General features: G+C 31.3%; 22 protein-coding genes, 1 pseudogene and 1 riboswitch. Of the genes and pseudogenes, 20 read left to right on the top strand and 3 right to left on the bottom strand.

The features are described from left to right. The first annotated feature begins 193 nt into the window (after positions 1 to 193). The gene (locus ABDZ93_RS17290; protein ID WP_343827760.1) at positions 194 to 952 is read left to right on the top strand and encodes a class I SAM-dependent methyltransferase; all 759 of its coding nucleotides are present in this window, start codon (positions 194 to 196) and stop codon (positions 950 to 952) included. A gap of 75 nt (positions 953 to 1,027) precedes the next feature. Here the strand turns inward: ABDZ93_RS17290 and ABDZ93_RS17285 are convergent, their stop codons facing one another. Then, positions 1,028 to 1,396, bottom strand: a complete 369-nt coding sequence (locus tag ABDZ93_RS17285) for a YmaF family protein (protein ID WP_343827759.1) — start codon at positions 1,394 to 1,396, stop codon at positions 1,028 to 1,030. 222 nt (positions 1,397 to 1,618) lie between these two features. Here ABDZ93_RS17285 and ABDZ93_RS17280 point away from each other — a divergent pair, with 222 nt between their 5' ends. The 6 genes from ABDZ93_RS17280 (at position 1,619) to ABDZ93_RS17255 (ending at position 7,440) form a co-directional block, all read left to right on the top strand. Continuing rightward, complete coding sequence (locus tag ABDZ93_RS17280) at positions 1,619 to 2,308, top strand: response regulator transcription factor (protein ID WP_425544802.1); 690 nt, start codon at positions 1,619 to 1,621, stop codon at positions 2,306 to 2,308. Continuing rightward, complete coding sequence (locus ABDZ93_RS17275; RefSeq protein ID WP_343827757.1) at positions 2,298 to 3,413, top strand: sensor histidine kinase; 1,116 nt, start codon at positions 2,298 to 2,300, stop codon at positions 3,411 to 3,413. Before ABDZ93_RS17280 ends, ABDZ93_RS17275 begins: the two co-directional genes overlap by 11 nt. A gap of 101 nt (positions 3,414 to 3,514) precedes the next feature. Next, the gene (locus ABDZ93_RS17270; RefSeq protein WP_343827756.1) at positions 3,515 to 4,381 is read left to right on the top strand and encodes an ATP-binding cassette domain-containing protein; all 867 of its coding nucleotides are present in this window, start codon (positions 3,515 to 3,517) and stop codon (positions 4,379 to 4,381) included. Next, the gene (locus tag ABDZ93_RS17265; RefSeq protein ID WP_343827755.1) at positions 4,381 to 5,592 is read left to right on the top strand and encodes an ABC transporter permease; all 1,212 of its coding nucleotides are present in this window, start codon (positions 4,381 to 4,383) and stop codon (positions 5,590 to 5,592) included. Before ABDZ93_RS17270 ends, ABDZ93_RS17265 begins: the two co-directional genes overlap by 1 nt. 4 nt (positions 5,593 to 5,596) lie before the next feature. Beyond that, complete coding sequence (locus ABDZ93_RS17260; RefSeq protein ID WP_343827753.1) at positions 5,597 to 6,712, top strand: hypothetical protein; 1,116 nt, start codon at positions 5,597 to 5,599, stop codon at positions 6,710 to 6,712. A gap of 119 nt (positions 6,713 to 6,831) precedes the next feature. After that, complete coding sequence (locus ABDZ93_RS17255; RefSeq protein WP_343827751.1) at positions 6,832 to 7,440, top strand: acetate uptake transporter; 609 nt, start codon at positions 6,832 to 6,834, stop codon at positions 7,438 to 7,440. Positions 7,441 to 7,601: 161 nt separating this feature from the next. Here ABDZ93_RS17255 and sstT read toward each other — a convergent pair whose 3' ends face one another. Then, positions 7,602 to 8,834, bottom strand: coding sequence for a serine/threonine transporter SstT (gene sstT / locus ABDZ93_RS17250; RefSeq protein WP_343827750.1), 1,233 nt, complete (start codon positions 8,832 to 8,834; stop codon positions 7,602 to 7,604). Positions 8,835 to 9,443: 609 nt separating this feature from the next. Here sstT and ABDZ93_RS17245 point away from each other — a divergent pair. The 4 genes from ABDZ93_RS17245 (at position 9,444) to ABDZ93_RS17230 (ending at position 12,195) form a co-directional block, all read left to right on the top strand. Continuing rightward, a complete protein-coding gene (locus ABDZ93_RS17245) occupies positions 9,444 to 9,977 on the top strand; it encodes a GNAT family N-acetyltransferase (RefSeq protein ID WP_343827749.1) in 534 nt (177 codons plus the stop codon). Between the two features lie 138 nt (positions 9,978 to 10,115). Next, positions 10,116 to 10,198, top strand: a riboswitch (cyclic di-GMP riboswitch). 78 nt (positions 10,199 to 10,276) lie between these two features. Continuing rightward, complete coding sequence (locus tag ABDZ93_RS17240; RefSeq protein WP_343827748.1) at positions 10,277 to 10,648, top strand: response regulator; 372 nt, start codon at positions 10,277 to 10,279, stop codon at positions 10,646 to 10,648. Further along, on the top strand, positions 10,641 to 11,276 hold the full coding sequence (locus ABDZ93_RS17235) for a chemotaxis protein CheC (protein WP_343827747.1): 636 nt from the start codon (positions 10,641 to 10,643) through the stop codon (positions 11,274 to 11,276). Before ABDZ93_RS17240 ends, ABDZ93_RS17235 begins: the two co-directional genes overlap by 8 nt. Then, positions 11,269 to 12,195 (top strand): diguanylate cyclase domain-containing protein, encoded by a 927-nt coding sequence (locus ABDZ93_RS17230; protein ID WP_343827746.1) that lies wholly within the window; start codon positions 11,269 to 11,271, stop codon positions 12,193 to 12,195. Before ABDZ93_RS17235 ends, ABDZ93_RS17230 begins: the two co-directional genes overlap by 8 nt. Positions 12,196 to 12,264: 69 nt before the next feature. Here the strand turns inward: ABDZ93_RS17230 and ABDZ93_RS17225 are convergent, their stop codons facing one another. Further along, entirely contained in the window at positions 12,265 to 12,867 is a 603-nt protein-coding gene (locus ABDZ93_RS17225) for a TetR/AcrR family transcriptional regulator (RefSeq protein ID WP_343827745.1), read from the bottom strand. Between the two features lie 267 nt (positions 12,868 to 13,134). Here ABDZ93_RS17225 and hypB point away from each other — a divergent pair, with 267 nt between their 5' ends. The 9 genes and pseudogenes from hypB to ABDZ93_RS17180 all read left to right on the top strand — a co-directional run bounded on the left by hypB (position 13,135) and on the right by ABDZ93_RS17180 (position 21,329). Next, positions 13,135 to 13,806, top strand: coding sequence for a hydrogenase nickel incorporation protein HypB (gene hypB / locus ABDZ93_RS17220; RefSeq protein ID WP_343827744.1), 672 nt, complete (start codon positions 13,135 to 13,137; stop codon positions 13,804 to 13,806). A gap of 240 nt (positions 13,807 to 14,046) precedes the next feature. Then, on the top strand, positions 14,047 to 16,725 hold the full coding sequence (locus tag ABDZ93_RS17215; protein ID WP_343827743.1) for an FAD-dependent oxidoreductase: 2,679 nt from the start codon (positions 14,047 to 14,049) through the stop codon (positions 16,723 to 16,725). A 67-nt stretch (positions 16,726 to 16,792) separates the two neighbouring features. Next, the gene (locus ABDZ93_RS17210; RefSeq protein ID WP_343827742.1) at positions 16,793 to 17,779 is read left to right on the top strand and encodes a DUF5692 family protein; all 987 of its coding nucleotides are present in this window, start codon (positions 16,793 to 16,795) and stop codon (positions 17,777 to 17,779) included. A gap of 173 nt (positions 17,780 to 17,952) precedes the next feature. Beyond that, a pseudogene (locus tag ABDZ93_RS17205) lies at positions 17,953 to 18,512 on the top strand (energy-coupling factor ABC transporter permease); the annotation flags it as partial. Next, on the top strand, positions 18,508 to 19,017 hold the full coding sequence (locus tag ABDZ93_RS17200) for an energy-coupling factor transporter transmembrane component T family protein (protein WP_343827741.1): 510 nt from the start codon (positions 18,508 to 18,510) through the stop codon (positions 19,015 to 19,017). The pseudogene ABDZ93_RS17205 and the gene ABDZ93_RS17200, both read left to right, overlap by 5 nt. Positions 19,018 to 19,145: 128 nt before the next feature. After that, entirely contained in the window at positions 19,146 to 19,559 is a 414-nt protein-coding gene (locus ABDZ93_RS17195) for a DUF3842 family protein (RefSeq protein ID WP_343827740.1), read from the top strand. A 1-nt stretch (position 19,560) separates the two neighbouring features. Further along, entirely contained in the window at positions 19,561 to 19,752 is a 192-nt protein-coding gene (locus tag ABDZ93_RS17190) for a CooT family nickel-binding protein (protein WP_343827738.1), read from the top strand. A 167-nt stretch (positions 19,753 to 19,919) separates the two neighbouring features. Further along, the gene (locus tag ABDZ93_RS17185) at positions 19,920 to 20,657 is read left to right on the top strand and encodes a ferritin-like domain-containing protein (RefSeq protein WP_343827737.1); all 738 of its coding nucleotides are present in this window, start codon (positions 19,920 to 19,922) and stop codon (positions 20,655 to 20,657) included. A 300-nt stretch (positions 20,658 to 20,957) separates the two neighbouring features. Further along, positions 20,958 to 21,329 (top strand): PH domain-containing protein, encoded by a 372-nt coding sequence (locus ABDZ93_RS17180; protein WP_343827736.1) that lies wholly within the window; start codon positions 20,958 to 20,960, stop codon positions 21,327 to 21,329. The last annotated feature ends 149 nt before the right edge of the window (positions 21,330 to 21,478 follow it).

Genomic DNA, 21,478 nt, shown 5'->3' with positions numbered 1-21,478 from the left:
CAATATTTAGCAAAACAGGAACAGCTTCCTTTTAAAGTTGTTGTTATAATAAAATTACCCTATGGAGGAAGGGAAGATGGTTTTTGCATTGAATTATAGGAAAGATATTTAAAAGTGTATTAGTAAAAGGTCAATGTAAGGGATAGCCTAAAATAAATATTTAGAATAAATCAAGGAAGAAAGGTGATAAAAAATGTTAAGTTATTATGGTAGATTATCTTCAGAAGTATATGATATGGATAAGCCTATAGGTCATTCTTTTGGAGATGTAGAATTTTACATGAATAGATTAGAGTCGTGCAAAGGCGCTATTCTTGAACCTGCAACAGGAACTGGTCGTATATTAATTCCTCTTTTAGAAAAAGGATTAAATGTGGATGCATTTGATATTTCAAAAGATATGTTAAATATATGTGAGAATAACTGTAAAGAAAGAGGTTTGAATCCTAAACTTTTTGAAGCTAAGATGGAGTCTTTTTCACAAGATACAAAATATGATGCTATTATAGTACCAACGGGAACGTTTCTGCTACTACATAAAAGAGCAGATTCAGTAAAAGCATTACAAAACTTTTATAAGCATTTGTCTAATGGTGGTAGATTAATTGTTGATATATTTTTGCAAACTGATATTCCAAAAGGTACAGTTTCCACAAAAACTTTGGAATGTTCTAATGGAGATATAATCACATTAGAAAATAAGATTGTAGAAGTTGACTATATAAATCAATATACTATTTCCCATGGTCGATATGAAAAGTGGCGTGAAGGGGTACTTTTGCAAACCGAATTAGAGCGTTTTCCATTGAGATGGTATGGGGTAGAAGAGTTTAGATTAATACTTGAAAGTATAGGATTTAAAAATATTGTGATTTCTTCAGATTACAAATTTGGTCAGTATCCAACAAACTCTGAACAGATAATTACTTTTGAAGCTGTTGCTATAAAATAGAAATAGGGTGTTATATTAATTTTAAAATAATACAAATAAGAGCTGTCACGTATGACAGCTCAATATACAATAACACTAACCAATAGGGTTTTCAATTAGTGTAGCAAAAATAAAATTATGCATATGACCATCGTTACAAGATGTTGTGCCAGAAACAAAGTGCACATGTCTACCGCCTCCAACAGGTATAGCTGGACCAGTTGTAGCTGCAACTGTATGGAAATGGTTTTCATAAAAATCAGAATTTCCTCGAAGTCTGTGAACATGGCTATTACCGCGTTGCTCAGCTTCGCCAGTAACTCCAGCAAAACGATGGTTGTGCGGATCTTCCTCTCTTTCAGCAATTCTTGTACTACCTAGATATTCGTGTACGTGAGTCTGACGTTTACATTTGTAATCACGGTCTTCGTAATTATCTTCATTATATTCTGTTCGTTCGTACATAAAGAGTCCCCCTTTTTGAAACGGACAAGTTATCTTGTCATACTATATAGTATGAGAAGGTAATTAAAAAGTTACAATGTTAAGAAAAGTTGTATAGAATAATCCATAATCCAGCTAAATTAGTATGAATAAATTGAGCTATAATTTATATTGCTTAAACTATATCTTTATTATTTCTTAATAAATACGTAGGTTATGTAGTATATAATAAGAGGTGGTGATATTATGGAGAAAATTTTAATCATCGAAGATGATGAAGACATAAGAGATATATTAAGAGTTTATTTAGAAGGGCAATCCTATGAGATATGGGAGGCTGAAAATGGAGCTGAAGCCATGAAACAACTGGTTAAGCAACCTGATCTTATTATTTTAGACTTAATGCTTCCGGATACTGATGGACTAAGCATTTGTAAAAGTATTCGCAAAAAATACCATTACCCCATTATCATGATTACAGCTAAAAATGCAGATCAGGACAAGATATTAGGTTTAAGCTATGGTGCTGATGATTATATTACAAAGCCTTTTAATCCATTAGAAGTGGTTGCTAGGGTAAAGGCACAATTGAGGCGTTATAAAGAGTATGCTGAAAATACAACTGATACAGAGAGGATTTATCATAAAGGCCTCACTTTAAATCAAAAAAGCAAACAAGTAAATATAAATGGAAGAGATATTAAGCTTACACCAACGGAATTTAAAGTCTTAGAAGTTTTATTACAGAGAAAAGGAGAAGTTTTAAGTGGAGAGGAATTGTTTCATTTTATTTGGGAGGATGAGTATTATTCCAAATCGACAAATACTATTACCGTTCACATTCGGAATCTAAGAGAAAAAATGGGAGATTCTTCTGAAAAACCAGAATATATTAAAACAGTATGGGGGGTAGGTTATATCATTGAAGCATAAAAAATGGAAATGGAATTATTATATTATCGCATTTATAGTTTTTATACTCATACTGTTGTTTATTGATACTTACCTGGAAGGTAGTGTTGCGGAATACTTTGTAAGAAGTTTGCTTGATGATAGAGAAGAAGTATTGAATTATAATAATCATACTGCAATAAGAGGAACTTTTAGATGGGATAGATTAAGAGACATATTAACATTTATAACTATTACAGTTTTTTTTACAGTGGAAATTAGTATTTATTTAGCATCTAAAATATCCCGAAATCGTGAAAATGAGAAAGTAGTAACTCAAGTGGAGGAGAGACTCCGTCAGTTTCAAGATGATAAGAATCCCACTGAGGTTCAAGAGCTAAAGCTTATTGACGTGGAGATTAAATCAATTTTAAATGAAAAAGCAAGAATAGAACAAGAAAAGGAAATGGAAATCCAAAAGAAAAATGATTTGGTAACATATCTGGCTCATGATTTAAAAACACCATTAACCGGTATTATTGGCTATTTGAATATTTTGGAAGAATCTGAAGTTACAGAAGAAGTTCGGAAAGATTATTTAAAAAAAGTCCTGGACAAAGCTTATCATTTAGAGGAATTAACTAATCAGTTTTTCGATATTACAAGATTTAATCTTCAAGAGATTCCTTTAAATAAAACAGAAATTCACGGAGAATTTTTTTTAGAGCAGGTAACAGACGAGGTTTATCCTCTGCTCAAGCCAAAAGAATTACAGATGAATTTAAATGTGTCACCACAGTTTAGAATATATGGTGATGGTAACCTTTTGGCAAGAGTTTTGACTAATCTTCTAAAAAATGCTATTAGCTATAGTAATAAAGATTCTATTATTAAAATTACAGGTAAAGAAGAGCCGGAAATAACCAGGATAACTGTAGAAAATCATGGAGATATCATATCTGATCAAGAACTTAAACTAATATTTGAAAAGTTCTATCGTAGAGATAAAGCAAGGAGTCAATCATCAGGCTCAGGACTAGGACTTGCTATTGCCAAAGAGATTGTCCAGCGACATGATGGAACATTAAATGCAGAAAGCGTAAATGGTCATACAACCTTTAGTATTAATTTACCAAAATCTTTATAAAATCTTTATAAAACCTATATAAAGGGTGAATAAACCTTTGTCCTATCATTGATAGACTAATGATAAGACAAGGGTTTATTTATTTTTTAGGAGGACTAAAAATGGAATTAAGGATTAATAAAGTAACAAAAGAATTTAAAGATTTAAAGGCTGTAAAAGGTGTTGATTTTAATTTTACACCGGGTATATGGGGGCTTTTAGGACCTAATGGTGCTGGAAAAACAACATTGATGAGAATGATGGTAGGGAATCTAAGGCCTAATCAAGGAGAAATCTATTTTGATGGTGACACAATCTCTAGTTTGGGTGGGGAATATTTGGGGAGAATAGGATATTTACCTCAACATTTCGGATATGATAAGAGTCAAAGTGTAGAAGATTTTCTACATTATATAGGTTCGCTAAAGGGGATTGACAAAACCACAAGACATAAACGTATTACAGATTTGCTTGAACAATTTAATCTATCTGATGCAAAACATAAAAAAGTAGATAAACTCTCTGGTGGAATGAAAAGAAGAGTAGGTATTTGCCAAGCTATGCTCAATAATCCAGATATATTAATTGTTGATGAGCCCACAGCGGGTTTAGATATTGAAGAAAGAAGAAGATTTCGCCAGTATTTAACAACAATAAGTAAGGAAAAGATTATTATTCTTTCGACTCATATTGTATCCGATGTAGAATTTATTGCAAACTATCTCATACTCATGGAAAAAGGAATAATCATTGAATCAGGAGAAAGTCATACTTTAATCAATTCTATTGATGGTATGGTTTTTGAAACAGTTGTAAAAGAAGAAGAAATGCACAGATTAGAACACCAATATCGCATCATGAATTTTCGTAATGAAGGAAATGGATTAGTGACAATTCGTTATATTTCTGAGTCACCACTTAAAAATAGTACTAAGGTGAAGCCTAATTTAAATGACTTCTATCTTTCAAAAGTAAAGGAGGTTCAATAATGGATCTATTTATTTCTGAACTGAAACGTCAAATGAGTGCCAAGAGATTTATATGTTACCTTTTAAGTTCTATTATTCTTGGGGGATTATGGTCATGGTTTATTATAGGAGGACAAACGGAAGGATTCATGATGACCGGATGCTATAAAGGTCTTAAAGGGACAGCAGCTATAGAAGTTGCTGCAAATGACAGAAATGTATATGCAGGAAAAATGACTGTTGATAATTTTCAAAGAAGTGGTGAAGTTTTTTTGAACTCCATAAATGATGAAAATGAAATTATTATGAATGATGATTTGTTGAAATTAGCAGTTTATGCAGATACATTAGTTATGCAAAATTATAGACTTAAAAAAATGTCAGGAGATGACATTCCCGAAGCTGAAAAATTTTCTGTGGATTTTGGTTCTCGTTTTTATGAAAATGAAAATTTATATTATAAAAATTTAATTTATGGAAATACAAAAAATGAAGCTGAAAGAGAGTTAGCTTATAAAATGTGGGAGGATGTAGAAAAACCATATACTTACTACGGTGGTTTTGAAGCATGGAGAAATGGCATTGAACATATTCAGCTCTTTGCTTTTGTGCTCTTAATCATGGTAGGTTTTTTTTCCAGTGGAATCATTGCAAAAGATAAGGAATGTGGATTGGATGAAATCATATCTACAACAAAAGGGGGAAGAAATAAACTATTATCTGCTAAACTTTTCATACCAATTATTATGGGGCTTTTAATATATATGGTTGGAATGGGAACATATATAGCAATTTTAAAGCATTATCTTCCAGCAAATGCCCTTGAAACATCAGCTCAGTTATGGACAACAACTATTGTACCCTATAATTTAGGTGAAGTAATGGGAAAGATGATTAGGTTGGGACTAATTGGAATAATTACATTTTCTGCATTTGCGACTTTAATTTCATCTATAAGTAAGAAAAAATCAACAGCAATGAGCATTTCCGTGCTAGTCCTTGTAAGTGGATTTTTATTATCTGCTATGATGAATTTAAATAATCCAATATTGAAAGCAATGAGTTTAATATTACCAGGCAGTTTGGTATTTTCATTCTCTAAATTTACTATGGTTCCTGTAGTTTCCGCATTTGGTAAAGTGATTTTGTCTTTAACATTTAGTTTGATCATTAGCTTGTTGACGTTCCTTATCAGTTGGATAATGAGTTCATTGAAGTACGTTAGGAGGTAAAGTTATGTTTTTACTAGAAATGAAGCGTCGCTTATGTACAAAATACGTATTGTTTTCTATATTAGGTATTTTAATTATAACTTTAGGTTTGAATTTTATAATAGTAAATGATGAAAAAGATATTGTTTCTAATTTAAAAGGAGAGGTTTCCTATGAGGGAGACATTACAGAGAAGAATCTTTTTTTAGTCTTAGAGAAAGTGAGAGATGAAAAATCTCAAGATTACTATTATGAATCACAAATTTCGATAATTGACAGTCTCGTAAATAGTTATCAAGGAGTTTTATACACAGAAAGTAAAATCTCAAATTACCCTGATAAATATGCTAAGGAATTCTATAATTGCTGGAGAAATAAATTTAAAACCTTACTTAAAAGGTTTCCAATAGAAGAACAAGAAGCAGGAATGAGCAAATTAAATGAAGTGAAAATTCCCTTTGTGCAATATTTTGGATACCACACTTATTCAATTGCTATTAGCAATATACAAATAATTTTTACAATCATTTTATTTTTGGTAACATTCTTTGCCTCAGAAACTTATTCTGATAGTTTTGAAGATGAGAGTATGGAAATTATTAAAACTACTAAAGCTTATAAAAAGAATATGATTATTAGAATTTTACCAGTAATTTTTTATGGGATTTTATTGACTCTGATTGTTACTTTGGGAACAGTAGGAATCATCAGTTCTACTGTGGGATTAAAAGCATTAAAAAGTAGTTTTAAGATGATTAGCCTATTTTCTTTTGGAAATTTTTCCATAGGACAAGCCATCATGGTGATGGTACTAGCAGAAATCCTTGGGATTCTTGCTTTGTCAACTTTAATGGGATATATTTCTCTCAAAACAAAGAAAACTACCATAGCTATAGCTTCAGGTGTTAGTTTAAGCATATTTTTTATGGTTGCAAGTAAATTTGAATCACTATCAACAAACTTTATAAAATTTTTACTAAATTCAATACCTATGGCAAGCTCTCAGATACCACTTAGCATGACAGGATTTTCCATTGATTTTGGAATCTGGGAACCATACGGCATTATGGTGGGAGTGTCAATTACATTTATATTATCTGTAATAGCACTAAGCATTGCTATTAATAAAAAAGAAGTTTAGAAATAAATGCAAAGAAAATAAACACATAATCACTAACTTTATTTTTATTGACAATACCCAATATATTTGTTATTGTTTTAAAGTATGAAATTTATGTGAACGTAAATTAGGAGGGTATTATGCAGGAAACAAAGGTTAAAGTAGTGGTAGCTGATCCGTCGGCACTAGGTTTATTTGGACTAGCAATGGTAACATTAGTAGCATCATCTCAAAAGTTAGGATTAACAGATGGAGTATCTTTAGTATTACCATGGGCAATATTTTTAGGAGCAACAGCACAATTATTTGCTTGTATAAATGATTTTAAGCACAATAATACTTTTGGAGCAACAGCTTTCGGAGCTTATGCATTTTTCTGGTATGCAGTAGGTTTTACCTGGTTAATTCAAAATGGAGTATTTGGACCAGAGTTAGCGGCTAAAGCTGACATAAATCAATTAGGAGTTGCTTATTTAGGTTATTTAATATTTACAATATTTATGACTATAGGAGCTATGGAAACTCATAAGGTATTATTTACAATATTTGTGTTGATAGATTTCCTATTCTTAGGACTTACGCTAACGACTTTTGGAATAATGGAACATGGAACACATATACTAGCTGCTTATTCAGAGTTAGGAATAGCTTTAGTATCATTCTATGGTTCAGCAGCTGCAGTATTAAATACTCATTTTGGAAGAGTATTTTTACCTGTTGGAAAACCTTTTGGAATATTTAAGAAGTAATATTTAGGCGATGAATTTTTTCATCACCTTTTTATATATTATTGATATGTTAAGTGGAATTTAGTTGTTTATAAGGTTTTAAAGCCTCCTAGGATAGGTTATAGACTATTCTTAGGAGGCTTTTTTACTTATAAGTGTAAAAATTGCACTACATTTAAATTTTATTTAGTAATATTAATTTTTTTACCTTCTTTACGCCATTTACTAAATTCAGCTGTTGCTGTGAACAGTGCATCTGTGGATGAGTTAAGTGCAGTTTCGGCTGAATCTTGTATAACACCTACGATAAATCCTACACCAACTACCTGCATAGCAATGTCACCTGGAACTCCGAATAAGCTACATGCTAGAGGAACAAGTAATAGTGATCCACCAGCAACTCCGGAAGCACCACAAGCACTTACAGCAGAAAGTACACTAAGAATTATTGCTGTACCAACATCTACTTGGATACCAAGAGTATGAACAGCTGCAAGAGTCAAAACAGAAATTGTAATAGCTGCACCAGCCATGTTGATGGTAGCACCTAATGGAATTGATACTGAGTAAGTATCTTTATCTAAACCTAGTTCTTCACATAAACTCATATTTACAGGAATGTTAGCAGCTGAACTACGTGTAAAGAATGCTGTAATTCCACTTTCTTTTAAGCATTTAAATACAAGTGGGTATGGGTTTTGACGAATAGCTACGTACACCATAATTGGGTTTACAACAAGAGCTACAAAGACCATACAACCAAGCAGAAGTAAAAGTAATTTTCCATAGCTAAGTAGTGAAGCTATTCCACTTGTAACAATAGTATCAACTACTAGACCCATGATTCCTAAGGGTGCAAAGCTTATAACCCATACAACCATTTGAGATAATGCATCAGAAATATTAGAAATAATTAATTTTGTAGAATTAGCTGCATTTTTCAAAGCGAATCCTAGAATTACTGCCCAAGCTAATATACCGATGTAATTTGCATTAAAAAGTGCTTTTACTGGATTATCAACTAAGTTTAATAGTAATGCCTTAAGAACTTCCACCACACCACCAGGAGGCGTGATGTTTTCAACACCAGCTACAAGGGTTAGGCTTACTGGGAACATAAAGCTTGCAATAACAGCAACAAGTCCTGCTAAGAATGTTCCTAAAAGATAAAGAATGATAACAGTTTTCATATTGGTTTCATGACCACTTTTGTGTTGTGAAATGGCTCCCGTTACCAAAAATAATACTAGTATAGGTGCAATGGCTTTTAAAGCACCGACAAATAAAGAACCAAAAATTGATAATGGCTTTGCAACATCAGGAATGGTTACCGCCAATATAATACCAATGATTAGGCCTATAATTATTCTTTTTACTAAACTTAATTTATTCCATTTCTTCATTAGATTTTTCATAATATTTTTCCTCCTATTACGTAAGATAAAAACTAAGTAAGGTGAAGTGAATTTAAATTTGTTACTAGGAAATACTTTGGTAAAAATAAGTTTATCATGAATCTTCACTAATGTGAAGTGGAAAAGCATATGAATTTTCAATTAATTAATGGACACCTTTACATAAATGTCCTATAAAATAAATAATTTGAAAGTATAATTTATTTTGAAATTATCATTAAAATTAGTGTAAATCTAATCTAAAGGTGAATATGATTAAATTCAAAATTTTAATAAAATCACTTTGAATGCAGGAATTTACCTTTAGACAAGCATTATTAAAACATATAGTTACCTATATCAATACTATTTTAGGATAGTACTTCGTTAATTATTCACTCAAAATAAAACTTTAATCGAAAACGAAGATTTTACTAAAGTATGCAGGAAAAATAAATTCAAGCATTAAAGCTTGAGTTATTGGCTTTTTACTTGAATATGTGTATTATGTAAATAAAAGATGAAAAAGTAGAGTTATTGTAAAGAACTTAATAGAAAAAGGTAATTTCTAAAGAGTTCAAAGTATTATATAGTCAAGGTTACTATACATAAATATGGGGAGGTAAAAGTATGTCAAATGTTATATATAGAAAATTAGAATTAGGAGAATGTGAGCATATAAACAAAATGAATCCATCTCAATATATAGGAAAGGCATGGAGAGAGGTGGATGGAAACCGTAAATTAGTGGAAATCAATTATCATGATTGTGATTGGCCAAATGGGTATGAATACCATCTTAGAGAGTTGAAAAAAACTATTTTAAGTGGTGGAAGTGCCATTGGTGCTTTTGATACGAATAACAAATTATTGGGATTTTCAACAGTTAACCGTAAATTTTTTGGTGAAAAATTTAATTATGTTTTATTAGATCAACTTTTCATAACTTTAGAATGTAGAAATAAAGGAATAGGCAAAAGGTTATTCATACTTTCTGCAAATGTTGCAAGAGAGTGGAAAGCAGATAAAATTTATATTTGTGCAGGTTCTGCTGAAGAAACAATTGCTTTTTATTTTTCAATAGGATGTAAAGAAGCGGAGGAAATAAATCAAGAACTATATGAAAATGACACAAGAGATTATCAATTAGAGTTTTCATTATAAAAATGACACATGCATGAGCAAATAAAAGATTAGTCAACTAACCCAATTAAAGTATAACTTTGAAAATTAAGATAAATAACTATTGAAACAGTTTATATTAAATGATAATATTTAAATGTTATAATTTAAATTGGATTAAAATACAAGGGAAACTGTGAAATACATATTTAGTTTGGGCATCTTATATGTATGGAGTTAGTGATGCAACCGACCCTATATTCATAATTTTATGAATATAGGGTTTTAATTTTATATTTGATGAATTATTACATAACTAAACATAGGAGGTATATGTAAAAATGAATATTTTAATTATTGATGATTCTACTTTTTCTCAAAAAATAATAGGTAACTTAATTGTAAAATATTTAGATGGTGTAAACACTTATTTTGCAAAGGATGGAGAAGAAGGATTAGAAAAGTACAAAAGTATTAAACCTGATTATACATTTGTGGATTTATTAATGCCTAAATTAAATGGAGGAGAACTGATAAAACTAATAAATGAGTATGATTCTAATGCAAAAATAATTGTAGTTTCTGCAGATGTTCAAAAAAGTATAAAAGAAGAAATAGAATCATATGGGGTAATAGAATTTATAAACAAGCCCTTTACTGAAGAAAAAGCCAAATCTATATGTGAGATAATAAGGAATGTTCGAAATGAATAATAGAGTAGAAAGAGAAGATATATTAAAAGAGTTATTTAATATAAGTGTTGGTAAATCAGCGAGTATACTGTCTGAAATAATAAATAAAAAAATATTATTAAATGTACCAAATTTGAAAATTTTAAGTTTAAATGAAAAAACAATAGCAATAGATGATTATCTTCCACAAGTAATGCAAGGAACTATAATGGTATCCTCTATAGCATTTGAAGATGAACTGAGAGGAAAGGCAAGTTTAATATTTCCAGCAGATAAAATGAGAACATTTATAGACCTGTGTTTAAATGAAAATGATGAAAATCAACTAAGTAATATGAATTTTACTGATATAGATTTTGATATTATAAAGGAAATTGGTAATATAATATTAAATTCAATAATTGGAGAAATAGGAAATTATCTAAAATTAAGATTAAATTATACTTTACCAGAAGTTAACGTATTTAATAAAGTAGATTTTGAAAAAAATATAAAGAGCAAAGAGTATGAGCATATTTTGATGCTATATATAACCTTTAAAATAGACAATTCAGAAATAGCAGGTGCTATAATAATTAATCTTACTTTAAGTTCATTAAGTCAATTATTAAATAAAGTAGGAATGATAGAAGATGATTTCTGTGGATAGAATTTTATATAATATATTAGATAGTATAGATGAAGGAATAATAATATTAGACGAAGATTTAAAAGTTTTATTTTGGAATAGCTATATGGAATGTTTAACTCATATTAGTGAGGATAAGGTAATAAATAGCTGTATATATGATATTATTCCAAGTCTGAATAAAGGTTATTTTAAAGATACAATGAAGTGCATAGTCAATGATGGAAGAAAAATATTTTTTTCAGCAGCAATGCATAAAGATTTGCTAAGTAATAATAAAAATTTAAATTTAAAGATAAGTAGAATAGAGAAAGATAATTTGAATTTTATACTTATTGAATTTATTGATGTGACTAATCAATTTTTACGTATCGATCAACTAAAAAAATATGTGAATGAATTATATATTTTAAATAAAGAATTAAAGGAAAAGGAAAAAACTATTAATAAATTAGCTTATTATGATGGACTAACAGGTGTAGCAAATAGAACATTATTTTATAAAATGGCAGATGAATTTTATAATAATGCTAAAAGAAATAATAGTCTTTTAGGGCTTATGTTTATAGATGTTGATAAATTCAAATATATAAATGATACATATGGACATAAAAAAGGTGACGAGGTTCTCATTCATGTAGCTAAAATATTAAAAGAATCTACTAGAAATGGGGATATAATTGCTAGATTTGGTGGAGATGAATTTTTAATATTGCTACATTCTATAAAGAGTTACCATGATTGCGAAGCTGTAGCCTCCAGAATTAATAATAGTACTGAAATTTTATATTGTAAAGAAGAGCAAATAAAAATATCTTTAAGCATAGGTATTAGTATATTACCCGATGAGGCTAATGATATTGATGAACTAATATTAGAAGCAGATAGAGCAATGTATAAAGCTAAAAAACTAGGTGGGGATGGATACTATTTCTTTTAATAATAGTAAAAACAAGGGTACTGTGTAGAGATTACAAGTATCCTTGTTTTATGTAACTTAGCTTAGAGTTTATTTTTTTTGCATAAATGCAGGAATGCTTTCTACAAAAAAATTAACAAAGGTGTCCTTAAACTTTTCATCTTCCTGCTTTAATACCCCAAGGGAATATTGCATTGCAATACCATCTAGTGCTGCTATTAAAATAGTAGCAAGACTTTTTTTATAGTCTTCATTTTCAATACCAAATGCGTAAAAGTACATATCTGCTACTTTGTTGATTATTTCATTATAATCTTGTTTAAGGCTTTCACTAAGAGATCCACCTTTTGATAACACATAACCTATTAATAGAACTAAAAGGCGTTGCTCATTAACTTTTGACATACGTTCTCTAACTTTATTACTAATTTCATTTAACATATTTTCAGTGCTTTTAAGATTACTACTTTCATCTTTTTCAGAGAGCTTTTGAGCAAAGTACGTAGCTTCCTTTACTGCATGGTAGAATAGCTCGTCCTTATTCTTAAAATGATGGTATATGGCACCAGTAGTAAGACCAGCAGCTGAGGCTATTTCACGCAAACTTGTTTCTTCAAAGCCATTTTCTATAAATACACTAATTGCGGCATCTAAAATACGTTGTTTTTTTTGATTTTGTTGATTAGCGTCCATATTATTCACCCCATTTATAAATAGTATATCATAATTTTACAATATAGGTTTTCCTTTATCACAGTACTATTGTTTAAAGAATATAGCATTTAATATTTTCGCAATATATTTATTATTTTGAATGTTAATTCATTGACAAAGGAAAATATGTATTATATCATAAACATAACAACTGTTATGTTATATTGTGGGATAGCTGGTAATTATATATTAGAGGCTACTTCAATAAAATAACCTAAATTAAGTATGAAATGGGGGAGAGGTTATATGGAGGCATATAAAGTTTTAGAAATCAAGCAAAATGTTTTTGACAACAATGACCGTCAGGCAGAACTACTTAGAGAGGATTTAAAAAAAGATGGGGTCTTTTTATTAAATCTCATGTCATCACCTGGTTCTGGGAAAACGACGACCGTTTTAAGAACAATTGAGGCTTTGAAAAATGAAATGAATATTGGTATTTTAGAAGCTGATATTGATTCAGATGTTGATGCACATAAGGTTTCACAGACTGGTGCTAAAGTAATTCAGTTGCACACAGGAGGAATGTGTCATCTTGATGCTGATATGACTAGACAAGGTTTAGAGGGGCTTGGAACTGAAAATGTTGATTTTGTAATATTAGAGAATGTCGGTAATTTGGTGTGTCCAGCGGAATTTGACACTGGTGCATCTAAAAATGCTATGATTCTAAGCATACCTGAGGGGGATGATAAACCTTTAAAATATCCTTTAATGTTTTCTATAGTTGATGTTTTATTAGTTAATAAAATGGATGCAGCAGACTATTTTGAATTTGATTTAGAGGCAGTAAAAGAGAGAGTAAAAAAACTGAATCCCAATATTAAAGTTATTCCAATCTCAGCTAAAAATGGAGATGGAATTGGTGAATGGGTTGACTGGATACGTACACAAGTAAATAGTTGGAAGGATAAATAATTTTTTTAATATTCATAATATTAAAAATGTAAAACGATTTTTGTGTGATTTTGACCATAGATAATAATCAGCTCATTTCAGTTACTTTTGTTTTAATAACTTAATAAACCTAAAAGTGCTGACTATTTTCATATACTTATTACTAATAAAGAAACTTGCCATACTTATAATATATTGTAACATTAGTGTTTATATTTTGGGTTATGGCTCACATATAATTATTATTGGGAGGGATAATATATGGTCAAGGAAAAGGTACTTGATCTTGCAAATCACATCAGCAATAAGAAACGTGGCTCGAAAAATGAAATAAAAACTACAGATCCGGAGTATATGATTCTTGAACCTGTTGTTACAGAGGAAATGGCCGAAGTAGTACTTTGTATGGAAATACGTAAAAAAGTTACAGCTAAAGATGTTGCTCCTTTATGTGGCAAATCTGTAGAAAGAACAACAGAACTTTTGTTAGAATTAGCAGATGCAGGTGTTTGTTTTGTAAATGAAATTGATGGAGTAGATACATTTTGGTATGAGACATGGGTTCCCGGCATCATGGAAATGATGGTTAACAATAAAAAGAATGTTGAAAAGTATCCTCAAATTCCCAGAGCTTTTGAAGCTTATGGAAGAGTAAGAGGACCTAAGACAGCGGGTAGTTTTCCTGTAGGGGTAGGTCTTATGCGTGTTATTCCTATAGAACATGCTATTGAAGGTGAAACAAGAAGAGCATCCTATGAGGAAGTTTCTAAATATCTTAATGACAATGATATTTTCTCAGTTGCTGATTGTTCATGTCGTACAGCAAGAGAAGCTATGGGAGAAGGTTGCGGTCACCTGAAGGAAGATATTTGTATTCAGATGGGGCATGCTGCAGAATATTATATACGTACAAAGAGAGGTCGACAGATTACTCGAGAAGAAGCCTTTGAAATTATTAAGAGAGCAGAGGAAAATGGTTTAATGCATCAGATACCTAATTTGGATGGTTCAGGTAAAACTCATGCTATTTGTAATTGCTGTGGATGTTCATGTCTATCTTTAAGAACTGCTAGTATGTTCATTAATGCTGATATGGTACGCTCAAACTATGTTTCTAAAGTGGACAAAGATAAATGCGTTGCTTGTGGAGAATGTGTTCAAAATTGTCCTGTTAATGCACTACAATTAGGTCAAAAATTATGTTCCAAAACACCAGTTACTACTGAGATAAAAAGAACAGAAACCCCTAGGGATACAGATTGGGGTCCTGATAAATGGAATCCTGATTATCGAATAAATAGGAAAGATGTAGTTGATACGGGTACAAGTCCTTGTAAAACCAATTGCCCAGCTCATATTGCTGTTCAAGGCTATGTTAAACTTGCATCTCAGGGAAGGTATAGGGAAGCTCTTGAGCTTATCAAACAAGAAAATCCATTTCCAGCAGTATGCGGACGTATTTGTCCAAGAAAATGTGAAACAGATTGTACTAGAGGGGATATTGATGATCCAGTTGCTATTGATGAAATCAAAAAATTTATTGCAGACCAAGATTTAAATATTGATCACCGATATGTGCCTAAGCGTAGACACGAGTATGGTAAAAAAATTGCAGTAGTAGGAGCTGGTCCTTCAGGCCTTAGCTGTGCATACTACTTAGCTATTGATGGTTATAATGTAACTGTGTTTGAGAAAGAAGAGGTTCTTGGTGGAATGTTGACCCTGGGAATACCTGCTTTCAGACTTGAAAAAGAAGTTATAAATGCAGAAATCAATATATTGAAAGAATTAGGTGTTGAATTTAAGACAGGCGTTGAGGTTGGAAAAGATGTAGGTCTTAATGAGTTAAGAAATCAAGGATTTAAAGCTTTTTATATTGCAATAGGTGCTTGCACTGGAAGAAAGCTTGGTATAGAAGGTGAAAATTCGGAAAATGTTATTACAGGGATCGACTTCATGAGAGATGTAAACTTAGGTAAGGAACTAAAACTTGAAGGTAATGTAATCGTAATCGGTGGAGGTAACGTTGCTATTGATGTTGCAAGAACAGCTACTAGAATTGGGGATATACAAGTTAAAATGTACTGTCTAGAAAGTCGTGAACAAATGCCTGCCCTTCCAGAAGAAATTGAAGAAGCATTATCAGAGGATATTGAAATCAATAATTCTTGGGGGCCAAAGAGAGTTATTGTTGAAAATGGTCGTGCTACTGGGGTAGAATTCAAAAAATGTGTTTCTGTATTTGATGAAAATGGAAGATTTAATCCATCTTATGATGAAAATAATACTGTAATAGTTAAAGCTGATACTATATTGCTTTCAATAGGGCAAGGAATGGATTGGGGTGAACTTTTAGCAGATAGCAAAATTGAACTTAATAGAAATAATACCATTAAGGCAGATTCAGTTACATTACAGACAGGTGAGCCTGATGTTTTTGCTGGTGGTGATGCATTAACAGGACCAAAGTTTGCCATCGATGCTATTGCCTTAGGTAAAGAAGGTGCAATTTCAATTCATCGTTATGTTCAGCCAGGACAAAGTTTGATTATTGGTCGTGACAGAAAAGAATATCATGCTTTAAATAAAGATAACCTAGAACTTCAAGGATATGACTGTACTCCTAGACAAAGCATAGGTCATGTGGATGGAAGCAAATCAAGAAAAACCTTCAAAGATTTACGTGGAACCTTTACTGAAGATCAGATTAAAAAGGAAACAGAACGTTGTCTTAGCTGTGGTGCAACGGTTGTAGATGAATTCCTTTGTGTAGGATGTGGTCAATGTACAACTAAATGTAAGTTTGATGCTATTTCCCTTGTAAGAAAATATGATGGTGAGGGTGTAGCCTATGAGGATCTAAAACCAGTAGTTATAAAACAAGTTCTTAAGCGTAAGGTAAAAATTACAACTAAAAAGGTAAAAAAACTCTTTAAATAATTTATTTGGGTAATAGAAAAGTTAATAAAGTAATTTTTAATTTTAAAAGGGGTAGAGGGTGAATAAAATGTTTGAATTTAATTACGTTGAAGGAGCAACATTTTTTACTGCATGGGGAATGTGGTTTGTTGTTTTTGCAGGCTTGTTTCTATTTAATGAATTTTCTAGAAGACAGAAATGGGCAGGATTTTTTAGCTTTGTTATTTTGCCAATTATTTTAACAATTATTTGGATGACTGTTTTAAAAGATGTTACCTATACTGACTGGTTCCATTTAGCTAAAGTTTATTCTGCAACAGCAGGATGTATTGGTTTTTGGTGCATTCGTCATATTGAGAAAAAAGATAAAATCACTGGTGAGGTTGTTTGGAGACTAGCTGATAATAAAATTGCCTTATGTTTTCCACCACTAATTCTTGCTATTAATATTCTAGAGGCAGTTGTAAGGGATATTGAGGTAGGATCCACCTATTGGATGATGAATTCCGGTGCTATTGAAGGGGAAGTAATAGGTGTAATGGGCGGTCCATGGAACTATATGAATGCAGTTGCAGGTATACTAAATATTATTGCCATAACTGGTTGGTTTGGAATAGTAATTAGGAAAGAAACTAAAAAGGACAAAAGTAAGGATATGCTATGGCCTGATATGCTATGGTTCTGGATTATAGCATATGATTTATGGAATTTTGTATACACTTATAATTGCATACCTACTCATTCTTGGTATGCAGGTTTTGCATTACTTCTTGCACCAACTCTTTGTGCTTTTACAGTTGGAAAGGGAGCTTGGCTACAGCATAGAGCTCAAACTTTAGCTATATGGTGTATGTTCGCTCAGACTTTTCCAAATTTTCAGGATACAGGAATGTTTGTAGTTAAATCAACTTACAATCCTACAATTTACACAATTTTAGGTGCAATAGCCCTTGCAAGTAATATAGCAGTATTTATTTATATGATATATAAAATGAAGAAAACTAGGAGAAATCCTTATAAGGAGGAGCTCTACACTGACCTTGATAAGTTCAAAGAAATCAAGATGATGATGTAAAGTAATTATTTACAGAATTAGTATAATATGTTATATTAATACATGAATAGAAACCATGAAGGTTTCAAAATATTAATAAAAATTTTAAGAATTAATGAAAATCAGACCCATGAAGGGCTAAGTATATATACTTACCTTTTTGGGTCATTTTATTTTGTAAAAGAGCGGATATTATGCACATGGTTGATGCTTTGATTTTGCCGGTGGTGGGAGGAACTATGTTAGCTGCCACAACAGGAGTTACAACTTATTCAATTAAAAAATTCAAATGATATGGATGAAAAGAAAATTCCTTTGATGGGAGTAATGTATTTACCTTGGATTTTATATATGCTTTATAGCATATCCTTTAATTTATAAATGGTTTACACGCAAAGGGATTACTTCTAAGAAAATTTTTGGAGCCTCAATGGCATCTACTTTGGTTGGTTTGCAAATAGGAGCTTTCAGCGTTATACTTCAGACACTTTTATCAGGAAAGACTGAATTGCCTTTTGGAACCTTTTTATTGTTAATGCAACCAATACACCTAGCGATAGGAGTGGCGGAAGGGCTTGTCACATCAGAAATTGTTACTTTTGTATGGAGAGCTAGACCAGAAATTATAGAAAAGGAAGCTAAAGGAGAAGCTCTTGGGAATATATCCATGAAAAAGATAATAATAAGACTTGTAATTGGAGTAGTATTAGTAGGTAGTGCACTTTCTTGGTTTGCATCTTCAAAATACAATGGTTTTGGGAGGGGTTGTTATTTCAAGAGGATGGGTAACATTTTTATCTATTTTTATAAAATGTGGATTAACAGTGATGGTTAGTATTTTATTAATTACAACTACAGGAATGGATAAGTTGGCTGTGGCATTACGTATGCTGAAAATTCCTAAAATATTTGTATTGCAGCTATTATTAACATACAGATATATATCCATGCTGGTAGAAGAAGTTTCTAGAATGATGAGAGCATATTCCCTTAGGTCACCTGGGCAAAAGGGCATACATCGAAGTGTTTTGGGCTCTTTTGTAGGACAGTTGATACTTAGGACATTGGATAGGGGACAACGGGTGTATCAGTCTATGAATTTGAGGGGCTTTACAGGTGAGTATAATACTGGAGATGTCGCAAAATTAAACTTTAATGACTTTGCTTATTTAGCAGGATGGAGTTTATTTTTCATTACAGCAAGAATTTACAATATACCTATGCTTATAGGTTCATTAATTACGGGGGTGATTAAATAGATGAGTCATCTTCAGAATTGTCCTATCTGTGGAGCTTCAAAAAATGATTTCTATACCATATAAACCCAACAATTATGCCTATTTATTTGGTATAATGTAAATGTAAGTCTTATAATTGGGGGGATAAAATGCGAATTGCAGTTATAGATGGACAAGGTGGGGGAATAGGTAAAGCTATTGTTGAAAAATTCAGGAGAGAATTTGAAGATAGAATTGAAATTGTTGCATTGGGAACAAACTCGTTGGCAACTTCGTTAATGATGAAAGCTGGTGCTAACGAGGGTGCCACAGGTGAAAATGCTATTGTTTATAATGTTTCCAAGGTGGATGTAATCTTGGGACCAATAGGTATAATATGTGCAAATTCATTACTGGGTGAACTGACACCATCTATGGCGAAAGCTATAGCAGAAAGTCCTGTGAAAAAAGTACTAATTCCATTGAACAGATGTAATGTAGTAGTTACTGGTATTGAAAATAAGCCACTTCCACATTACATAGATGATGCCATTGAAATAATTAAAGCTTGGAGAGGTGAATGATATGTGTGAAGCAAATGTTTATTTTATTGACAAGGAAGGAAAAGAGAAGTTATTGTTAGAATCTGTAGATAAGGTTGTACCAAGTGAATATGGTATTTTACTTGAAAATATATTCAGTGAGAGAAAAATTGTAAAAGCAAAAATAAAGGAAATGGCTCTTGTTGAGCATCGTATTGTTCTCGAGGAAGAGTAAGAATTTTGTTTATTTATAAAGATGTTCTTTTATTTAAAGAGTTACACAGCCTACTAAAATTAAAAGTGTATAAGGTGATATAAAATCTAAAAAGTTCAAATTAAATTCACAATAATATATATATAACATAATATATTATTGAATTATTATTTCTGGAGGAAATTTCAGTGTATATTAAACCTAGAGTAGAGGAACCAATGATGTATAGCCCTCAGTTACAAGAGGCACTTGAGGGAATAAAAGAAGCAGTTCAAGGTGAAAGGGAAGATGAACTTTTTTATGATTATCTTATAAGTGTAGCACCTACTATGGAAGAAAAAGATATTATAACTTCTATAAGAGATGATGAACGTAGACATAATAGAGAGTTTAGAAAAATTTATAGGGACTTTACAGGTATGGATGTTCCGACCGTAGAGAATGAAACCTTTGAAAGACCAGAGTCGTATATAGATGGTATTAAAAAAGCTTTATTTGGAGAGCTAAGAGCAGTAGAAAGATATAGGGATATTAGAAAAAATTTGGGGATGGGACCATACAGGGATGTCTTATTTGATATAATTACAGATGAAATAAAGCACTCTTCAAAATATAATTATCTGTTTACTTTAAACAGAAGTATGGAGATTCCATCTATGAATAGACGCTCAATGCAGGATACTTCTAAATTTACGCCAGACGACTGGGTAAGGTATATAACTCCATTAGTAACTCGTGCTTTAGCAGAAGCTAGAGAAGGGATTAATCCTGAACACTTATATCAAGAATTTATCCTATCAGGTGTCCTTGTTGGTCTGGGAAAAACTCCTCAGGAAGCCATTGAACAGGTAGAAGAGTGGGAAAGGACAGGTGTATCTAAACTGCTTGCAGAAAGTAAAATGGCAAGAGGTTACTATTATTACTAGAGTATGAAGCTAAAAAGTAAAATGTGATATCTTAGTATTTAAGTTATCGCATTTTATTTTTTGATGATTTGAAATGCAAGCTGGTTTTAATATATTAAGCTAGTTGTTCTGTTCATGCAGGTTTGGAGGCTTTTGTTAATAGTACTATTATTTTTATAAATAAAAATAGATAAGTCGATGAAATACAATCCTTATACTTTCAATAAACATTGATAAAAAAAGATTTATTGAGGAAGGGTTTTTTAAGTGTAAGTAGAATAGTAAATATAGATAATGATTTACATATAGGAGGTAAACAAAATGGCAGAAACACAAAGCATATTAACATGGACACTAGTATCTGAATGCCCAATTCCAAATGACGTTAACAATTTATTGGTGGAAGGAGAAGTGGCAGTTGCTGCTTATAAAACATTCCGTGACAGCGCAATTTTTACTAATAAAAGACTAATTGTAAGAGATGCACAAGGGCTTACAGGTAAAAAAGTAGAGGTTTATTCTTTACCTTATTCTTCTATTAATATGTGGTCTACTGAAAATGCAGGGAAGCTTTTTGATCTTAATGCTGAAGTTGAATTATGGACTAGAGCAGGTCAAATCAAAGTAAACCTTCAAAAGGGAGTAGATATTCGTAAATTGGATATGTTAATAGCAAATGCACTTTTGAAATAGAAGAAATTCGACAGGTATATGCTAGGTTTTATGCTGCAGTTTTTGCTATGTATGTTAAATTTAGAAATGGTATACCTTTAAACAAAATTGAAGAATTATTACTAGATTCATTAAAAGAAAATAAGTTAATTTAAGAACTCTCATTAAGG

This window comes from Clostridium subterminale, assembly GCF_039521425.1.
Classification (GTDB): domain Bacteria; phylum Bacillota; class Clostridia; order Clostridiales; family Clostridiaceae; genus Clostridium_J; species Clostridium_J subterminale.
This window is presented reverse-complemented; position numbering and strand designations above follow the sequence as displayed.